Here is a 14046-nt window from a genome sequence, read left to right on the forward strand (position 1 = left end):
CGGCGAACTGACGGGCGAACTCCGCGCCGAGTCCAGCACTCGCCCCGGTGATCAAAGTGGTCTGGGTACGGTAGTCGATCTTCTTCATGGCGGTCAGGGACACGGCGCCCTCACGGGCCCTCCTCCCCTTCTTCCTTTCAATCTTGCGACGGTCGGTAACCGTCGTCTGGTGCCGAGGCGGGCCCGGAGGCCCGGCTCGGCGGTGGTCGTGTCGCTGAAGGTCGTCATCCCTGGCTGCGGGGCGGGGATCACCCGGCTCACGTGATGCGTCGCAGGATCCGGTCCTTGCCACGGGTGTAGGGCGGGGTGGCCACGCCCAGCGTGTCCGGCTTGAGGGGCTTGTCGAGGACGGCCTTGAGGTGGCTGAAGGTGTCCAGGGAGTATGAGCCGTGGTAGCGGCCCATGCCGCTCTCACCGACGCCCCCGAAGGGCAGGTCGAGCGCGCCGAGCTGGAGGAGCGAGAGGCCGAAGACCAGGCCACCGGAGGACGTCTCCGCGGTCAGGCGCCGCTTGGAGTGCTTGGACGCGGTGAAGGCGTACATGGCCAGCGGCTTGTCCCGTCCGGTGATGAAGGCGATCGCCGCGTCCAGGTCGGGGACCCGGACGATGGGCAGGACGGGGCCGAAGATCTCGTCGCGCATCACCGGGGAATCGGGGTCGACGTCGGCCAGCACGGTCGGGGCGATGTAGCGGGTCTCGCGGTCGTGGTCGCCGCCCACGACGGTCCGGCCGTCGTTCAGCAGGCCGACCAGCCGGTCGAAGTGGCGTTCGTTGACGATGCGGCCGTAGTCGTTGCTGGCGGCAGGATCGGTGCCGTACATCTCACGGAGCGCCTCGACCAGGTGCGTCTCTATCTCGGCGCCCGCGTCACCTATCGCGAGCACGTAGTCGGGTGCGACGCAGGTCTGGCCCGCGTTCATGAACTTGCCCAGGGCAATGCGGCGGGCGGCCATCTTGAGGTCCGTGCCGGGTTCGACTACAGCGGGGCTCTTGCCGCCCAACTCCAGGGTGACCGGGGTGAGATGACGGGCCGCGGCGGTCATGACGATGCGCCCGACCGCGCCGTTGCCGGTGTAGAAGATGTGGTCGAAGCGCTGGTCCAGCAGGTCGGTCGTCTCCGGCACCCCGCCCTCGACGACGGCCACAGCCTGCGGGTCCAGGACCCGGGGCAGCCAGTGGGCGAGCACGGCCGAGGTCGCGGGGGCGACCTCGCTGGGCTTGAGGATGACGGCGTTGCCGGCGGCCAGGGCACCGATGACCGGCGCGAGCGCCAGATTGACCGGATAGTTCCAGGGGGCGATGACCAGCACGACCCCCAGCGGCTCACGCACGGTCCAGGCCCGGGACGGCATCAGCGACAGGGGCACGGAGGCCCTCTTCGGACGCAGCCACCGGTCGAGGTGACTCAGGGTGTGGTCGATCTCCCTGACCAGGAAGCCGATCTCCGCCATGTGGGACTCGGTCGCGCTCTTGCCGAGGTCGGTCTGCAGTGCCTGCGCGAACACGTCCTCGTGCTCCGTCAGCAGACGCCTCAACGCCTGCAGCTGCTGCTTCCGCCAGGCGACGGGCTTGGTGCGGCCGGTGTCGAACGTGGCCCGCAGTCGCGCGACGGTCTCCGCCGCAGGGGCCGACGTAACAGCGATGTCCGGCTGACCGCCGGCGGGTGTGTTGGTCTTCATGCCCGGAAGCATATACGAAACGAAAGCCTTTCGTTTCGCTTTCATTGTATACTTGTCGTGTGACCTACCGCACCCTTACTCAACGTTCCGTACGGCAGCCCGACCATCCAGTCCGCTCCGCCGCCCACGCGTCCCGCCGGACCTCTTCGGGAGCCGCCTGATGACCGGGACGCAGGCACGCCGGGGGCGCCCCCGCGATGCCTCCCGCGACCGTGCGCTGCTGGACGCGACCCTGGCCGTCCTGACCGAGAGCGGCTACGGCGCACTCACCACCGCCGCCGTCGCGGCCCGCGCCGGAGTGTCCACCGCCACCCTCTACCGGCGCTGGCCGTCCAAGGAGGTCATGGTCGTCGACGCCGCCGCCGCGTACGCCAAGGAACTGACGGCGCAGCCGGACACCGGCACACTCGAAGGCGACCTGCGCGCCCTCCTCCGGGACAAGGCAGCTTCTCTGACCGGCAACGAGGGAGGGGTGCTGCGCACCCTGATCGGCGAAGCCGCGTACAGCCCCTCCCTGGCCGAGGCCCTCACGAACGCCTTCATGCTGCCCGTGCGCCAACGCATGGACGAGATAACGCAACGTGCGGTGGACCGGGGCGAGATCCCGCCGGTGGAGCACGCCGAACTGCTCGGCGATCTGGTGATCGGCCCCATGATGAGCAGGTTCTTCCTCACTCCCCTGCCGCCGAGCCAGGTCGACGCCGCCACCGCGGCGGAGACCGCCGACCGCATGCTGTGCTTCCTTCTGCGCGCCTTCGGACACCAGGGGCACGGTGGCGAGCAAGACGTGGCTGCCCGCACGATTTCGGGCTTTCCCAGAACGCCTTCAGAATCCCCGAGCCCGACGTCAGCCCCTCAAGGAGGAGCACCAGGAGAGGACCGGTCGGCGGACGCGGTCCATCAGCCGGAGAAGCAAGAGTGATGGGTCAGTTGTTCAGGAAGCCCAGGATGTGATCGGCGACCGTCTTGGGCTGCTCAAGGTGGAGGAAGTGCCCGGCACGGGGGACGACGACGCGTTCGAAGCCGTTCTTGAACACGGCTTCCATGCCGTCGCTCGCCTCCACGGAAAAGCAGTTGTCGTCGGCACCGTGGAGGTAGAGCGACGGGACGGTGATGGCACCGCTCGCCCGGGCCTCCAGCGCTCGCGTCGCCTCATCAGCGGGGGGTGAGAACAGCTGGCGGTAGTAGCCCAGGGTCTCGGTCAGGACTCCCGGGGCACGGAGGGTCTCCTTGAGCGCGGCCCGCTCCGCGTCCGGAAGTTCGTAGCCGGGCGACCACTCCTGCCAGAGCCGGTCGATGAAGGCGAAGTCGTCGAGCTGGACGGCCGGCTCCGCCAGGGCCGTCTGGAAGAAGAACATGTACCAGCTGCGTCGCTGCTGGTCACCATCGGAGAGCCAAGCGGTCCGCACTTGCGGCCCGTAGGGAACCGCCATGCCGACAAGCTTGCGGACGCGTGCGGCGTCGAGGCTCGCCGCCGCGTACGCCGCCCGGGCGCCGAGATCGTGACCGACGAGATCCGCCCGATCGCGCCCGAGCGCTTCGATCAGGTCCAGGACGTCCTGCCCGGTCGCCGACGCGCGATAGGAGCCGTCGGGCGCCGCGCCACCGGGCCAGTATCCGCGCTGTGCGGGTGCTACCGCCCAATACCCCTCCTGCGCGAGGCGGTCGAAGAGCCCGGTCCAGCTGGCGGCGTGGTCGGGAAACCCGTGGAGGCACAGAACGAGTGGCCCGCTGCCTGCCTCAAGGATCGGAACCTCCAGGCTGCCGGCCTGAACCGTCCGATGACGGACACGATCGGCCGCGTGGGGTCGCCGGGTCACCTGTTTCATGCGTTCGACCTCCAAGCCGCCTTGGCGGCGGCGCAGTTGCGCGTTCTGCTCCAGCCGAAAGGGCGGCTGCCCCGCGCTGGAGGATCTGCACTGGATGCAATGAGCGTAAGCCTTTTGATTATGTTGCTCAAGTAGCTCTTGAGATGAGCAAACAGATCACGGTCATGCCAGCAGATCGCCGCAGGCCCCGCCAGGCCGGGTGGCCGCCGGAGGTTCTACGGACGGGACAGCGGAGAAACGGCATCCATGGCGAGGTCGAGGAGCTCCGCCACGGAGCGCTTGCCATCGCAGGCGACCCACTCCCGACGGGCATACGCGAAGCAGGCCACGCCGGCGGCGGCGAGTGCGCCCGCGCGCAGCCGACGCTCCTCGCCGGGCGGCGTTGTCGTGAGCCATGGGACGAGCGACTGGGCGATGACCTCGTTCCATTGGACCTCTTGGTGCAGATGCTTCGCGTACAGCACCGGAGTGTCGTGGATCAGGCGGATCATCGGCAGCGACTGATTCCTCGTCCACTTCTCGATCACTTCGTCGAATGCGCGGCGCAACGCGTACCAGGGTTCTTCCTCGGTGGGGCGCGCCGCCAGCGCGTCGGCGATGTCGGTGCCGGTTTCGTCGAGCACGTAGATGACCACGGCTTCCTTGTTCGCGAAGTAACGGAAGAAGCTGCGCGGTGACAGGCCGGCCGCCATGGCGATCTGGTCGACGGTGGTGGATTCGTACCCGTTCGCGAGGAAGAGGTCGACTGCGACCGCCTTCACTTCCTGCCGCACCGCTTGCCGTTTCCGCTCGCGCAGGGCGATCCGCCTCTCGTCCACGCTCCGATGTTAAAGCACGCGTCACACCTGTCAGCCTCTGACCGCCTTGACAGTCTCTGCCAATCTGGGCGTACTCTGCGTGACGTGCTGACCGTCGGCCGTGCGCCCGGCCGGGCTCGCCGGCCGGTCCGCGGGCTGAGGTGCGTTGCCGTGTCATGACCCACCCCGGTGGGCCCGGCACCGCCCCGATCGCCACCGCGGCCTCCGCCTGCCCGCCCTCGCGCTTGCCTCCCACCGCCGTCGCGCGACGGCCGGCTTCCGCACCACGGTCCGCCCCGTCGGAGTACCGAACACATCTGGAAGGTTCAATGCCCCCCACAACGATCACGGTCGACTACTTGATCATCGGCGCCGGTGCCACAGGAATGGCCTTCGCGGACGTTCTCGTCAAGGAGAGCACCCACACGATGGCCATAGTGGACCGCAACCACGCTCCGGGCGGTCACTGGACGATGTCGTACCCATTCGTCAGGCTGCATGGCCCGTCGAGTGTCTACGGCGTCCACTCCCGTGCAATGCCGAGCGACTCCCTCGGAGCGAACCTCGCGTCGGGCCACGAGATCCTCGACTACTACGACCGCGTCATGCGCGAGACCCTGCTGGGGTCGGGCCGCGTCACCTACCTGCCGATGCACAACGTCGACGACGTCGAGCCGGGCCGGCCCGCAACCGTCCGGGCGCACTCCCTCGTGAACGGAACGTCGACGCAGATCGCCGTCAGGAAGCGTGTCGTCGACGCCTCCTACATGAACATCACCGTGCCCGCGATGAGGCAGTTGAACTACGCCGTCGAAGACGATGTACCGATCGTTCCGGTCGACCAGCTCGTGAACCTCGGCGGTTGGGCGGAACGGTTCACCGTGATCGGGGCGGGCAAGACGGGCCTGGACGCGTGTCTGTGGCTGCTGCACCACGGCGTCGATCCCGACCGCGTCACCTGGATCACGCCACGTGACGCATGGATGATCAACCGGGACCAGGAGGCACCGCTGTCCCGGTTCGGTGAGCTGACGAAGCTGCTCGCCTGCAATTCGGTGGACGACGTGATCAGTGCGCTGGAGCAGATGGACCTCATCATTCGCCGTGACCCGTACGTCAGGCCCAGCGCCTTCCGGTGTGCGACCGTCAGCTCGGCCGAGCTCGCTCAACTCCGGAAGATCGAGCACGTCGTACGGCTGGGACGGGTACGCCGCATCGACTCGGCCGGCGTCCGGCTCGACGAGGGCAGTGTGCAATCGGCGCGGGGGACGGTGTACATCGACTGCTCGGCGGACGGTCTCACTCAGAAACCGCCGAAACCAGTCTTCGAGGACAGCGCGATCACGCTCCAGGCGTTGGTGCCGTGCCTGCTCGCACCTAGTGCCGCCATCGCCGGGAAGCTCGAGTGCCTCGACCTCGACGACGACTCCCGCAACAGCCTGGCCCCGCCGGTGCTCAATCCCAGCACCCCGCGCGACCTGCTGTCCTTCTTCGGCACACGTATGGAGCGGCTGCACCGGTGGTCCGGCTCACCCGCCCTGTTCGAATGGCTGCTCGACTCACGCCTGGGGTCGGCGCTGAGCGACCTCCAGCATATGACCGACCAGGACAACCGCGCCGCGGTCTCTCTTCTCGCCTCCCATCTGGAGGACCTGCTCAAAAGGGACGACGTCTCGTCCTGATCCCCCGCGCTGAAGGACAAAGGTGCCTGGCGTCGGGCGCCCCTGTCGCGCGTACGAAGCCGCGGCCCGCCACCGCGATAGGGATAACGGGCAGATCACCGACCCAGGCCTCCTACCCGGCGGTCCGCACGCGCTGACGCGCCCGGTGGGCTCGCAGGTTTTCCGGGTTGCCGCAGGTCTTGGTGGAGTGCCACACGCCGCTGTTGTTGCGGGAGCGGTCGAAGAAGGCCGTCGTGCACCGGGCGTTGCGGCAGATCTTGAGCCGGCGCCAGGTGTCCGCCTGCTGGGCCTGGAACATCTCGAGGAGCACCAGGGCGGCCACATACCGCCAACCTTGCCCGCGCGGCTCCAGGGTGACTCGCCCGCTGCGGTCCATCCGCAAAGCCGCCGCCGCGATGTGAACGGCGGGCGCCGCGTCGGCGTCGTCGCCGCGTGGGCCATCGCCGTCCGGTGCGGCGAGAAGCTGCCTCAACTCGGCACGCAGACCGCGAAGTTCTTCGAGATCGTGCTCGGTGAGCCGCACCTGCGCGGCGGCCTGTGCCGTCTCCTGGGCCCAGCACTCCAGTGCCTGGTCGGCCCATGCCTGCGCGGCGGCGAGGTCGCCCAGAAGATCCGCTGCCCGGGGGCGGCCGGCGGAGATGGTGTTGAGCAGGTCGTGCACCAGCGCCAGCCCGAGGGGAGCGGGCTCAACCTCGTACCGCGTGGACGCGGACCACGCCATGGCCCTGCCCCCTTCACTCGTCGTCATGGCCGACATGACCATAGCCATGTGGCCACTGCCTCAGAGTACGACACCTCCTGGCACCTTGAAATGAAATGAGCTACCGGCGTACAGTCCTTTCAGTTGGGTCGGCAACGCAGCCACACGAAGGGTGTCGCTCATGAGCTCGTCAGCCTCCACAGCGCCCAGGAAGCTCTTGGCGCTCCGGAGCCGGAGAACTGTGGCGGCACCGCTGTCGCGCCGCCGATGACGCCCGCGTCACCGTGGAACGTGTCGGCCCCGTCGCGCCATCACGCCTCCCTACCGCCGGCACTGCCGTCGTCGACGGAGCAGCCACGCGCTCGGAGGGGCTCGGCGCGATCGCCGCACCCCTCGGCGCGTTCTTGACCTGGTATCGCTGACGGGCCCGCGCCGGCGCGCAGCGGACAGGTCCTGAAATCCGGCCGGCTGACGCTCATCGGCGGCGGAGGCCAGTTCGCCCCGCACAGCACGAGGTCTCCACCGTCGCGCAATCCGCCCCCAACCGGTTTACGACCGCCTCACCCGATGGGCCGCGGGCCCGCCCCTACTGTCGATAGCCAAGGAAATGTCATGCCCGTTCTCACCCACTCCATCGAGGGCGATGTCGCCACGATCGTCCTCGACAATCCCCCACAGAACCGCTTCGCACCCGAGTTCACCCAGGAGCTCAGCGACGCCGTCGACACCATCACGCGCAGCCAGGCCCGCGCCGTCGTGCTGCGAGCCGAGGGACCCGACTTCAGTTACGGCGGCGACTTCCGGCCCTGGCTCGACGCCGACCGCACCAGCCTGCGAGCCGACTTCGACCAGATCATGAGCGTGGTCAACCGGTTCGAACAGCTCCCCATCCCGGTCGTGGCCGCGGTCCAGGGACTGTGCTTCGGCGGCGGGTTCGAACTCGCGCTGCGCGCCGACATCATCTTCGCCGGAGAGAGCGCCCGCTTTGGCCATCCCGAGCAGTCACTCGGCATCGTCACCCTCCTCGGCGGAATCCACCGCGTGGCCGAACGGGCCGGCCGGGCCCGCGCCTACGAATGGGCACTGACCTCCGAGCAGGTACCCGCCACGGTCATGGCCCAGGCCGGCGTCATCAATCGCGTCGTCCCCGACGACGAACTCCGCGCCGAAGCCGAGGCCTTCGCCCAAAAGATCGCCGCAGGGCCCACCCGGGCACACGTCGTGCACAAGGCGCTGCTGCGCTCCTGGGCCACAGGCGGCATCCCCGCCGCCGACCAGCACCTGTTCGACCTCGCCGTCCCGCTCTACGAGACCGAGGACGTCAAGGACGGCCTGGCCTCCGCCGCCAAGGCCCTCAAGGAGGGACGCCCCCGCCCCGTACTGCCCTTCAAGGGCCGCTGACCCGCAGCTCTCCCCCCACACTCACCAAGGGACACCACATGATCATCGACTCCGCCGACCTGGACGCGAAGTCCGCCTACAAACTGCTCATCGGCAGCGTCATCCCTCGCCCCATCGCCTGGGTGAGCACCCTGTCCACCGAGGGCGTGGGCAACCTGGCCCCCATCTCCTTCTTCACGGTCGTCGGGCGCAAGCCGCCCCGGATCTCGCTGTCGATTCAGCCGCGCTCGGACGGGGCCACGCTCAAGGACAGCTTCGTCAACATCCGGGACACCGGCGAGTTCGTCACCAACATGGCCACCCTGCCGCAGATCAACGGGCTCAACCGCAGCGCCTTCGAGTTCGAGCCCGATGTCGACGAGTTCGACGCGGTCGGGCTGGAGAAGGTGCCGTCCGAGGCCGTTCGTCCGCCGCGTATCAAGGGCGCGCCCATCGCGTTCGAGTGCACCGTCGAGCACATCTTCTCCTCGCCCGACGGACTCAACAACGTCGTCTGGGGCAACGTGGTGCGCTTCTACGTCCGTGATGACCTCTATGTGGACGGCCGGGTCGACTTCGGTGCCATCGCTCCGGTGGGGCGACTCGCCGCCGAATACACCGTCGTGGACAACGCGTTCGAGACTCCGCTCGACGCCGAGGTGGTCCAGGAGCGCGCCAGTCGTCGTATGGTGCGTCTGGATGGCAAGGACACGTACTACTCGCCGGTCGACACGCCGGCATGGTCGCCGTCTGGCTCCACCACCACCCTCGACTGACCTTCAGCACGTGACGTGGTGACACCCCTCGAGGGTCGGCTGACCGACTGTCCGGCACTCCGAGTCCGGTTCGGGCCGCGCCGACCCGCCGGTGTGTCACCTCGCACCCGTCCGCTCAATTGCTTGTGACGTCGTAAGCGTTTGGTTCAGAAGGCGCGTCACTGCCCTATTCACTCGCTTGACCACGCAGCCGCCCATCAGAACGGCTCCGAGTCACCCGTTCTCAATGAGGAGAGCACGTGTCACGGAAGAACTCTTCCACGAATCCGGACGAGCCCAGAGACGACTCCGCGTACGACTACGACGTAATCGTCGTCGGCTCCGGTTTCGGCGGATCCGTCACCGCCCTTCGGCTCACCGAAAAGGGCTACCGCGTGGGCGTGTTGGAAGCGGGCCGCAGGTTCACCGCCGACTCGCTGCCCAAGAACTCCTGGGACGTCAGGAACTATCTCTGGGCACCCAGGCTCGGCCTGTACGGCATCCAGCGTATCCATCCGCTGGGCAGCGTGGCGGTACTGGCCGGGGCCGGGGTCGGGGGTGGCTCCCTCACCTACGCCAACACCCTGTACGAACCGCCGAAGCCGTTCTTCGAGGACCCGCAGTGGAAGGACATCACCGACTGGGAAGGGGAGCTGAAGCCGTACTACGACCAGGCCCGGCGCATGCTCGGGGTGCGGCTCAACCCGACTACGACCCCGGCGGACGTCCATCTGCGGGCGGTCGCCGAACAGATGGGCGTGGGCGATACCTTCCACATGGCCCCCGTAGGGGTCTTCTTCGGCGACGGCCAGGACGCCGACGGGACGACGAAGGCCAAGCCGGGAGAGGAGGTGGCCGACCCGTACTTCGGTGGCGTCGGCCCGGCCCGCAAGGCCTGTGTCGAATGCGGTGAATGCATGACGGGCTGTCGCCGCGGCGGGAAGAACACTCTCAACGAGAACTACCTCTATCTCGCCGAGCAGGCGGGTGCCGTCGTCCACCCCATGACGACCGTCGTCGCGATCACGGACGAATCGCCGGACGGGTACACGGTCAGGACCCGGCCGACGGACCGGAAACGCAAAAGCGTCGGCCGCACGTTCAGGGCGCGGAACGTGGTCATCGCGGCCGGCACCTACGGTACGCAGACGTTGCTGCACCGGATGAGAACGGGCGGCCAACTCCCGTACGTATCCGGGCGGTTGGGCGATCTGACCCGCACCAACTCCGAAGCCCTGGTGAGTGCGCACGCGGACGTCCGGCGCCATCGCAAGGCCACCGGAGGGCAGAGCCTCGACTTCACGCGGGGTGTGGCGATCACGTCCTCGATCCACCCCGACGCGAACACCCACATCGAGCCCGTCCGCTACGGCAAGGGATCGAACGCGATGGGCGCCGGGTTCGTCTTGCAAGTCCCGTACGCCGAGGGCTCGTCGAGGTTCCTGGGCTGGCTGGTCAATGTGGCGAAGCACCCGGTGCTCATGGCCCGCTCGCTCTCCAACCGCCGTTGGTCCGAGCGGACGATCATCGGTCTGGTCATGCAGTCGCTGGACAACTCCCTCACGACCTATCTGAAGCCGAAGGGCGTGGGCAAGGGACTGTTGCTGGCTCGTCAGGGCCATGGGGCGCCCAACCCCAAGCAGATCAAGGCGGCTTCGGAGGCCGCCTCCGTCGTCGCTGCCGAGGTCGACGGCTTCGCGGGCAGTAATGTGGGCGAGCTGATGGGTATGCCGCTCACCGCTCACTTCCTGGGCGGCTGCCCCATCGGCGACACTCCCGAGACAGGCGTGATCGACCCGTACCACCGGCTGTACGGCCACCCCGGTATCTCCGTCGTCGACGGAGCGGCGATCTCCGCCAACCTCGGAGTCAACCCGTCCCTCACCATCACGGCCCAGGCCGAGCGCGCGATGTCGGCCTGGCCCAACAAGGGCGAAGCAGACCCGCGGCCGGCGCCGGGAGCGGCCTACGAACGCCTGACGCCTGTGACGCCCCAAAGCCCGGCAGTCCCGTCCGATGCCTTCGGCGCTCTGAAGTTGCCGTTCCTGGGGATGCCGACCGTGCCGCCGAAGAGGTAGCCGCACCGCACCTCGCCCCCTGAGCAGGGGCTCGGGCGGACACGGGACGCCGTGGGCGTTGACCAGGCCCCCACGGCGGGCTCGCGGGCGCTTGTTCAGGCCGGCCGCTGCGGCAGCTACGGGAAACCCCGGGCGAGTAAGCATGCGGGAGGCACGTGAGTCGCCGCCAAGAGTGGGCCGGATCAGTCGCGAGGTCCGTCAACGCACGCCTGCACTGTCGAGCAGGACGCCCACGGTGGGCCCGATGAGCCCAGCCAGGTTCTCGGCCCTGTTGCTCGCGCGGGCTACGGCGCCGTCGAAGGTGAGGCTGAGCTGCCTGGCCAACAGGTCGGGATCGCTCGCCCCACCCCGTTCGGCCTCGGTACGGAAGAAGGCCGTCAGATTCCCCTTGACCCGGCGGACCACCTGGCTTGCGGGATGGCCCTCATCCTTGAGCTCGATCTGTACGGCAAGGTAGCGGCAGCCTCGGAATTCCGGCGCGCCCGCGTGGGACTCCACTTGCTCGAACACGTGCAGGATCCGCTCGCGCGGCGGGCGGCCATCGTCCACTGCGGGCAGGAGTCGCGCCGCGAAGTCGGTGATGCGTTCCTCCAGGCTCGCCGTCAGGAGTTCGTCCTTGCTTTCGAAGAGCTGGTACATGGAACGCTTCGACACCCCTGCGGCCTTGCACAACGCGTCGACACCGACGCCGACTCCTTCTTGGTAGGTGAGCGTGGCGGCTGCCTCCAACAGTCGCTCGCGGGGAGTCGCCTTCGCCTGGGTTGTCATGGTTAGAGGTCAACTCCATTCCGACGAAAAGAAAGCCGATCGGTTTCCATGGTGGAGCTCGGGTGATGGCGGGTGCCAGGCTTCATGACCGAAGGGCATCCGAGTCCGAGCGGAGGGCTCGGCGGCGGCTGCGTGAGTGCCGCCGCCGAGCCCTTGGGGTGTGCACGCCTCCCGTCCCCACGGAGCGACGCACACCGAGGGCCACTCCGCGCAGTGGCCCGGTCTCTGGTGTACGTGAGTACGGTCCTCTACGCCTTGACGGCGGGCTCCTTGTGCTTCGCCTCCGCTGCGTGCGTGCGGTGCAGCCCCTTGCGGTCGTACCAGCTCGTCATACCGAAGCCGAACAGTGCGGCTGCCGCGAGGCCGACGGCCATCATGAGCCAGCCCCGGGTCAGGCCCGCGTCGCCCTGTGCGTCGTAGTAGAGGATCGAGCGGAGGCCGTCGGTGATCTGCCGCAGCGGCTCGAACTCGGCGAGGAAGCGGTAGAAGCCGGGCAGCGACTCGATCGGGGTGGTGGCGCCGGCCGTCGGCACGGCCATCGCGATGAAGACCAGCGTGACCACCAGCATGCCGGGCGTGCCGAAGACGGCGAGCAGGGCAAGGGCGCCGATCCCGGAGACGGCGATGGCGGCCACCGAGTACAACCACAGCAGCGGCAGGTGGGAGGCGTCCATCCCCATGATGCCGATCGTTCCCACCATGACCAAGGTGCCCATCAGTAGGGACAGGGCCGCCATGAGGGTGCTGCTCATGGCTAGGCTCTGCACACGGGTGGCCTTGATCAGCGGACGATGGATGCGCAGCGGGCCCATGTCGTTGTGGGTGTAGCCGAGGGCGTGGTCGACCTGGCCGCTGATGACGTTGGCGGAGAGCATGCCGCAGACCACGAGGACGAGCGCGTAGTAGAACGCCGACAGGCCCAGGCCACTGTGAGAGTCGAGTGGATGCCCGTCCTCGACGGTCACCGCGGCCGGATCGGCCAGCAGGACGCGGGCCGCCGTCGGCAACTCGGCCTGCTGGGCTCGGGCCTGCGCGGTCAGCTGCTTGCCCAGTTGAAGCGAGGCGCCCTCGGCCGCCGTCGTCGCCGCCTGCCGGGCGATGTTGGAGCCCATGCTGCCGGCGGACTGGTTGGTCAGCACCGTCAGCTGCGGGCGAACTGGATCACCGGTTGCCGAGGATCCGGTCAGTGCGGTGACGGAGGAGGTGAAGTCGGCGGGGACGACCAGCGCGCCGTACAGCTTGCCCTTGCCGAGCTCCTCCTTCACCTCCTTCTCGTCCATCACCTTCCAGTCAATCTTGCCGCCACTCGCGGTGGACGTCTTGATCGACCCGGTGATCTGCGCCCCGAGATTGACCTGCTTGCCGCCGACACCGGCCCCCTTGTCGGAGTTGACCAGGCCGACCGGCAGATTCTTCGTATGGCTGACCGGATCGATATTGGGGCCGACGTAGAAGATGCCGAACAGGAGCGCGAGGACGCCCGTGATGACGCCGCCGGCTATCCAGAGGGGCCTGGCACGCAGCACGCGGAAGGGGTGAATTCCATTCATGACTTACTCCGTCTGGGCAACACAGATACATAGGGGGGAGACCGGACGGCGCCATTGCAGGCCGGGAGCTCTCTGGGGTTCAACCCTCGGCTTGCACAACCGCAGGGGAACACGGTGACCGCTCCGGCAACCTCACTGGATTACGGTCGTGACCGCCCCCTGTGGGAAACCAGCCGGTTTCATGGCCGTTGTAAACCGATCGGTTTCAGGCCGCCAAATCGGGAGACCAACTCCCGAGGGGGCGGCGGCAGTTCACCGCTGCAAGCGATCGATCGACGCCGCCTGTGGCCAGGTCGTGGTCTCGCCGGCGCGGCAGAAGCCGGGGCCCTCCCATTGACGGCGGTCCGGAGCGGGTCAGTGGCCGGGCCCGCTTGAGCGCATCTGCCACTGGGTGAACGCGCCGAAGAAGCGAACGTTGGCCCGTCGGGTGATGAAGCGCGCGCTCAGGGTGGTCACCCAGTTGAAGGTGCCGGAGACGACGCTGGGCGGCGGGTTGCGCCGGTCCAGCGTGCGCAGCGCGGTCGTGACCACCTGACCCGGGGTCTGCAACGGGACACCGCGGGCCATATTGTCGGAGCCGGCCGTGTCGAAGAACTCGGTGCGGGTCGGGCCCGGGGAGAGGGCGAGCACCCGCAGGCCGGTCCCCCGCGATTCCTGCCACAGCGCCTCGGTGAAACTCAGCACGAAGGCCTTGGTCGCCCCGTAGACCGCGGCGCTCGGCCACGGCTGGTAGCCGAGGGAGCTGGCGATGTTGACCAGGACACCGGTCAGCTGGCCGATGAACGCCCTGGTGACGTCGACCAGGCTGGCCACGTTCAGGCCGATCTG

At 68.2% G+C, this 14046-nt stretch carries 12 protein-coding genes; 5 read left to right on the forward strand and 7 right to left on the reverse strand.

Annotated features, from left to right (window positions below; genetic code table 11):
- Positions 1–257: 257 nt before the first annotated feature.
- Positions 258–1679 carry an aldehyde dehydrogenase family protein gene (locus tag ACFZBT_RS40305; protein WP_391115419.1) on the reverse strand — a complete coding sequence of 474 codons (1422 nt, stop codon included), beginning with the start codon at positions 1677–1679 and terminating at the stop codon, positions 258–260.
- Between the two features lie 160 nt (positions 1680–1839).
- On the opposite strand from ACFZBT_RS40305, the gene ACFZBT_RS40310 reads away from it, so the two are divergent.
- The gene (locus ACFZBT_RS40310; protein WP_391115422.1) at positions 1840–2601 is read left to right on the forward strand and encodes a TetR/AcrR family transcriptional regulator C-terminal ligand-binding domain-containing protein; all 762 of its coding nucleotides are present in this window, start codon (positions 1840–1842) and stop codon (positions 2599–2601) included.
- Positions 2602–2605: 4 nt separating this feature from the next.
- On the opposite strand, the gene ACFZBT_RS40315 is transcribed toward ACFZBT_RS40310, so the two are convergent.
- Both ACFZBT_RS40315 and ACFZBT_RS40320 read right to left on the reverse strand, forming a co-directional pair.
- Entirely contained in the window at positions 2606–3508 is a 903-nt protein-coding gene (locus ACFZBT_RS40315) for an alpha/beta fold hydrolase (RefSeq protein WP_391115425.1), read from the reverse strand.
- A 215-nt stretch (positions 3509–3723) separates the two neighbouring features.
- Positions 3724–4326 (reverse strand): TetR family transcriptional regulator, encoded by a 603-nt coding sequence (locus ACFZBT_RS40320; RefSeq protein ID WP_391115428.1) that lies wholly within the window; start codon positions 4324–4326, stop codon positions 3724–3726.
- A gap of 308 nt (positions 4327–4634) precedes the next feature.
- Between ACFZBT_RS40320 and ACFZBT_RS40325 the strand changes: the two genes are divergently transcribed.
- On the forward strand, positions 4635–5987 hold the full coding sequence (locus ACFZBT_RS40325; RefSeq protein WP_391115431.1) for an FAD-dependent oxidoreductase: 1353 nt from the start codon (positions 4635–4637) through the stop codon (positions 5985–5987).
- Positions 5988–6099: 112 nt separating this feature from the next.
- On the opposite strand, the gene ACFZBT_RS40330 is transcribed toward ACFZBT_RS40325, so the two are convergent.
- Entirely contained in the window at positions 6100–6735 is a 636-nt protein-coding gene (locus tag ACFZBT_RS40330; protein ID WP_391115435.1) for a CGNR zinc finger domain-containing protein, read from the reverse strand.
- Positions 6736–7299: 564 nt separating this feature from the next.
- Between ACFZBT_RS40330 and ACFZBT_RS40335 the strand changes: the two genes are divergently transcribed.
- From ACFZBT_RS40335 to ACFZBT_RS40345, 3 genes are all read left to right on the forward strand, one after another.
- Positions 7300–8088: an enoyl-CoA hydratase-related protein gene (locus ACFZBT_RS40335; protein WP_391115438.1), complete on the forward strand. Its 789-nt coding sequence runs from the start codon at positions 7300–7302 to the stop codon at positions 8086–8088.
- A 38-nt stretch (positions 8089–8126) separates the two neighbouring features.
- On the forward strand, positions 8127–8843 hold the full coding sequence (locus ACFZBT_RS40340) for a flavin reductase (protein ID WP_391115441.1): 717 nt from the start codon (positions 8127–8129) through the stop codon (positions 8841–8843).
- A 239-nt stretch (positions 8844–9082) separates the two neighbouring features.
- On the forward strand, positions 9083–10900 hold the full coding sequence (locus ACFZBT_RS40345) for a GMC oxidoreductase (protein ID WP_391115444.1): 1818 nt from the start codon (positions 9083–9085) through the stop codon (positions 10898–10900).
- 198 nt (positions 10901–11098) lie between these two features.
- Here ACFZBT_RS40345 and ACFZBT_RS40350 read toward each other — a convergent pair whose 3' ends face one another.
- From ACFZBT_RS40350 to ACFZBT_RS40360, 3 genes are all read right to left on the reverse strand, one after another.
- A complete protein-coding gene (locus tag ACFZBT_RS40350; protein WP_391115447.1) occupies positions 11099–11668 on the reverse strand; it encodes a TetR family transcriptional regulator in 570 nt (189 codons plus the stop codon).
- A 248-nt stretch (positions 11669–11916) separates the two neighbouring features.
- Positions 11917–13218 carry a DUF3533 domain-containing protein gene (locus ACFZBT_RS40355; RefSeq protein ID WP_391115450.1) on the reverse strand — a complete coding sequence of 434 codons (1302 nt, stop codon included), beginning with the start codon at positions 13216–13218 and terminating at the stop codon, positions 11917–11919.
- 354 nt (positions 13219–13572) lie between these two features.
- A partial coding sequence (locus ACFZBT_RS40360) for an SDR family NAD(P)-dependent oxidoreductase (RefSeq protein WP_391115453.1) occupies positions 13573–14046 on the reverse strand: 474 nt, incomplete at its 5' end.

It is taken from the genome of Streptomyces sp. NPDC008137, assembly GCF_042957035.1.
Taxonomy (GTDB): domain Bacteria; phylum Actinomycetota; class Actinomycetes; order Streptomycetales; family Streptomycetaceae; genus Streptomyces.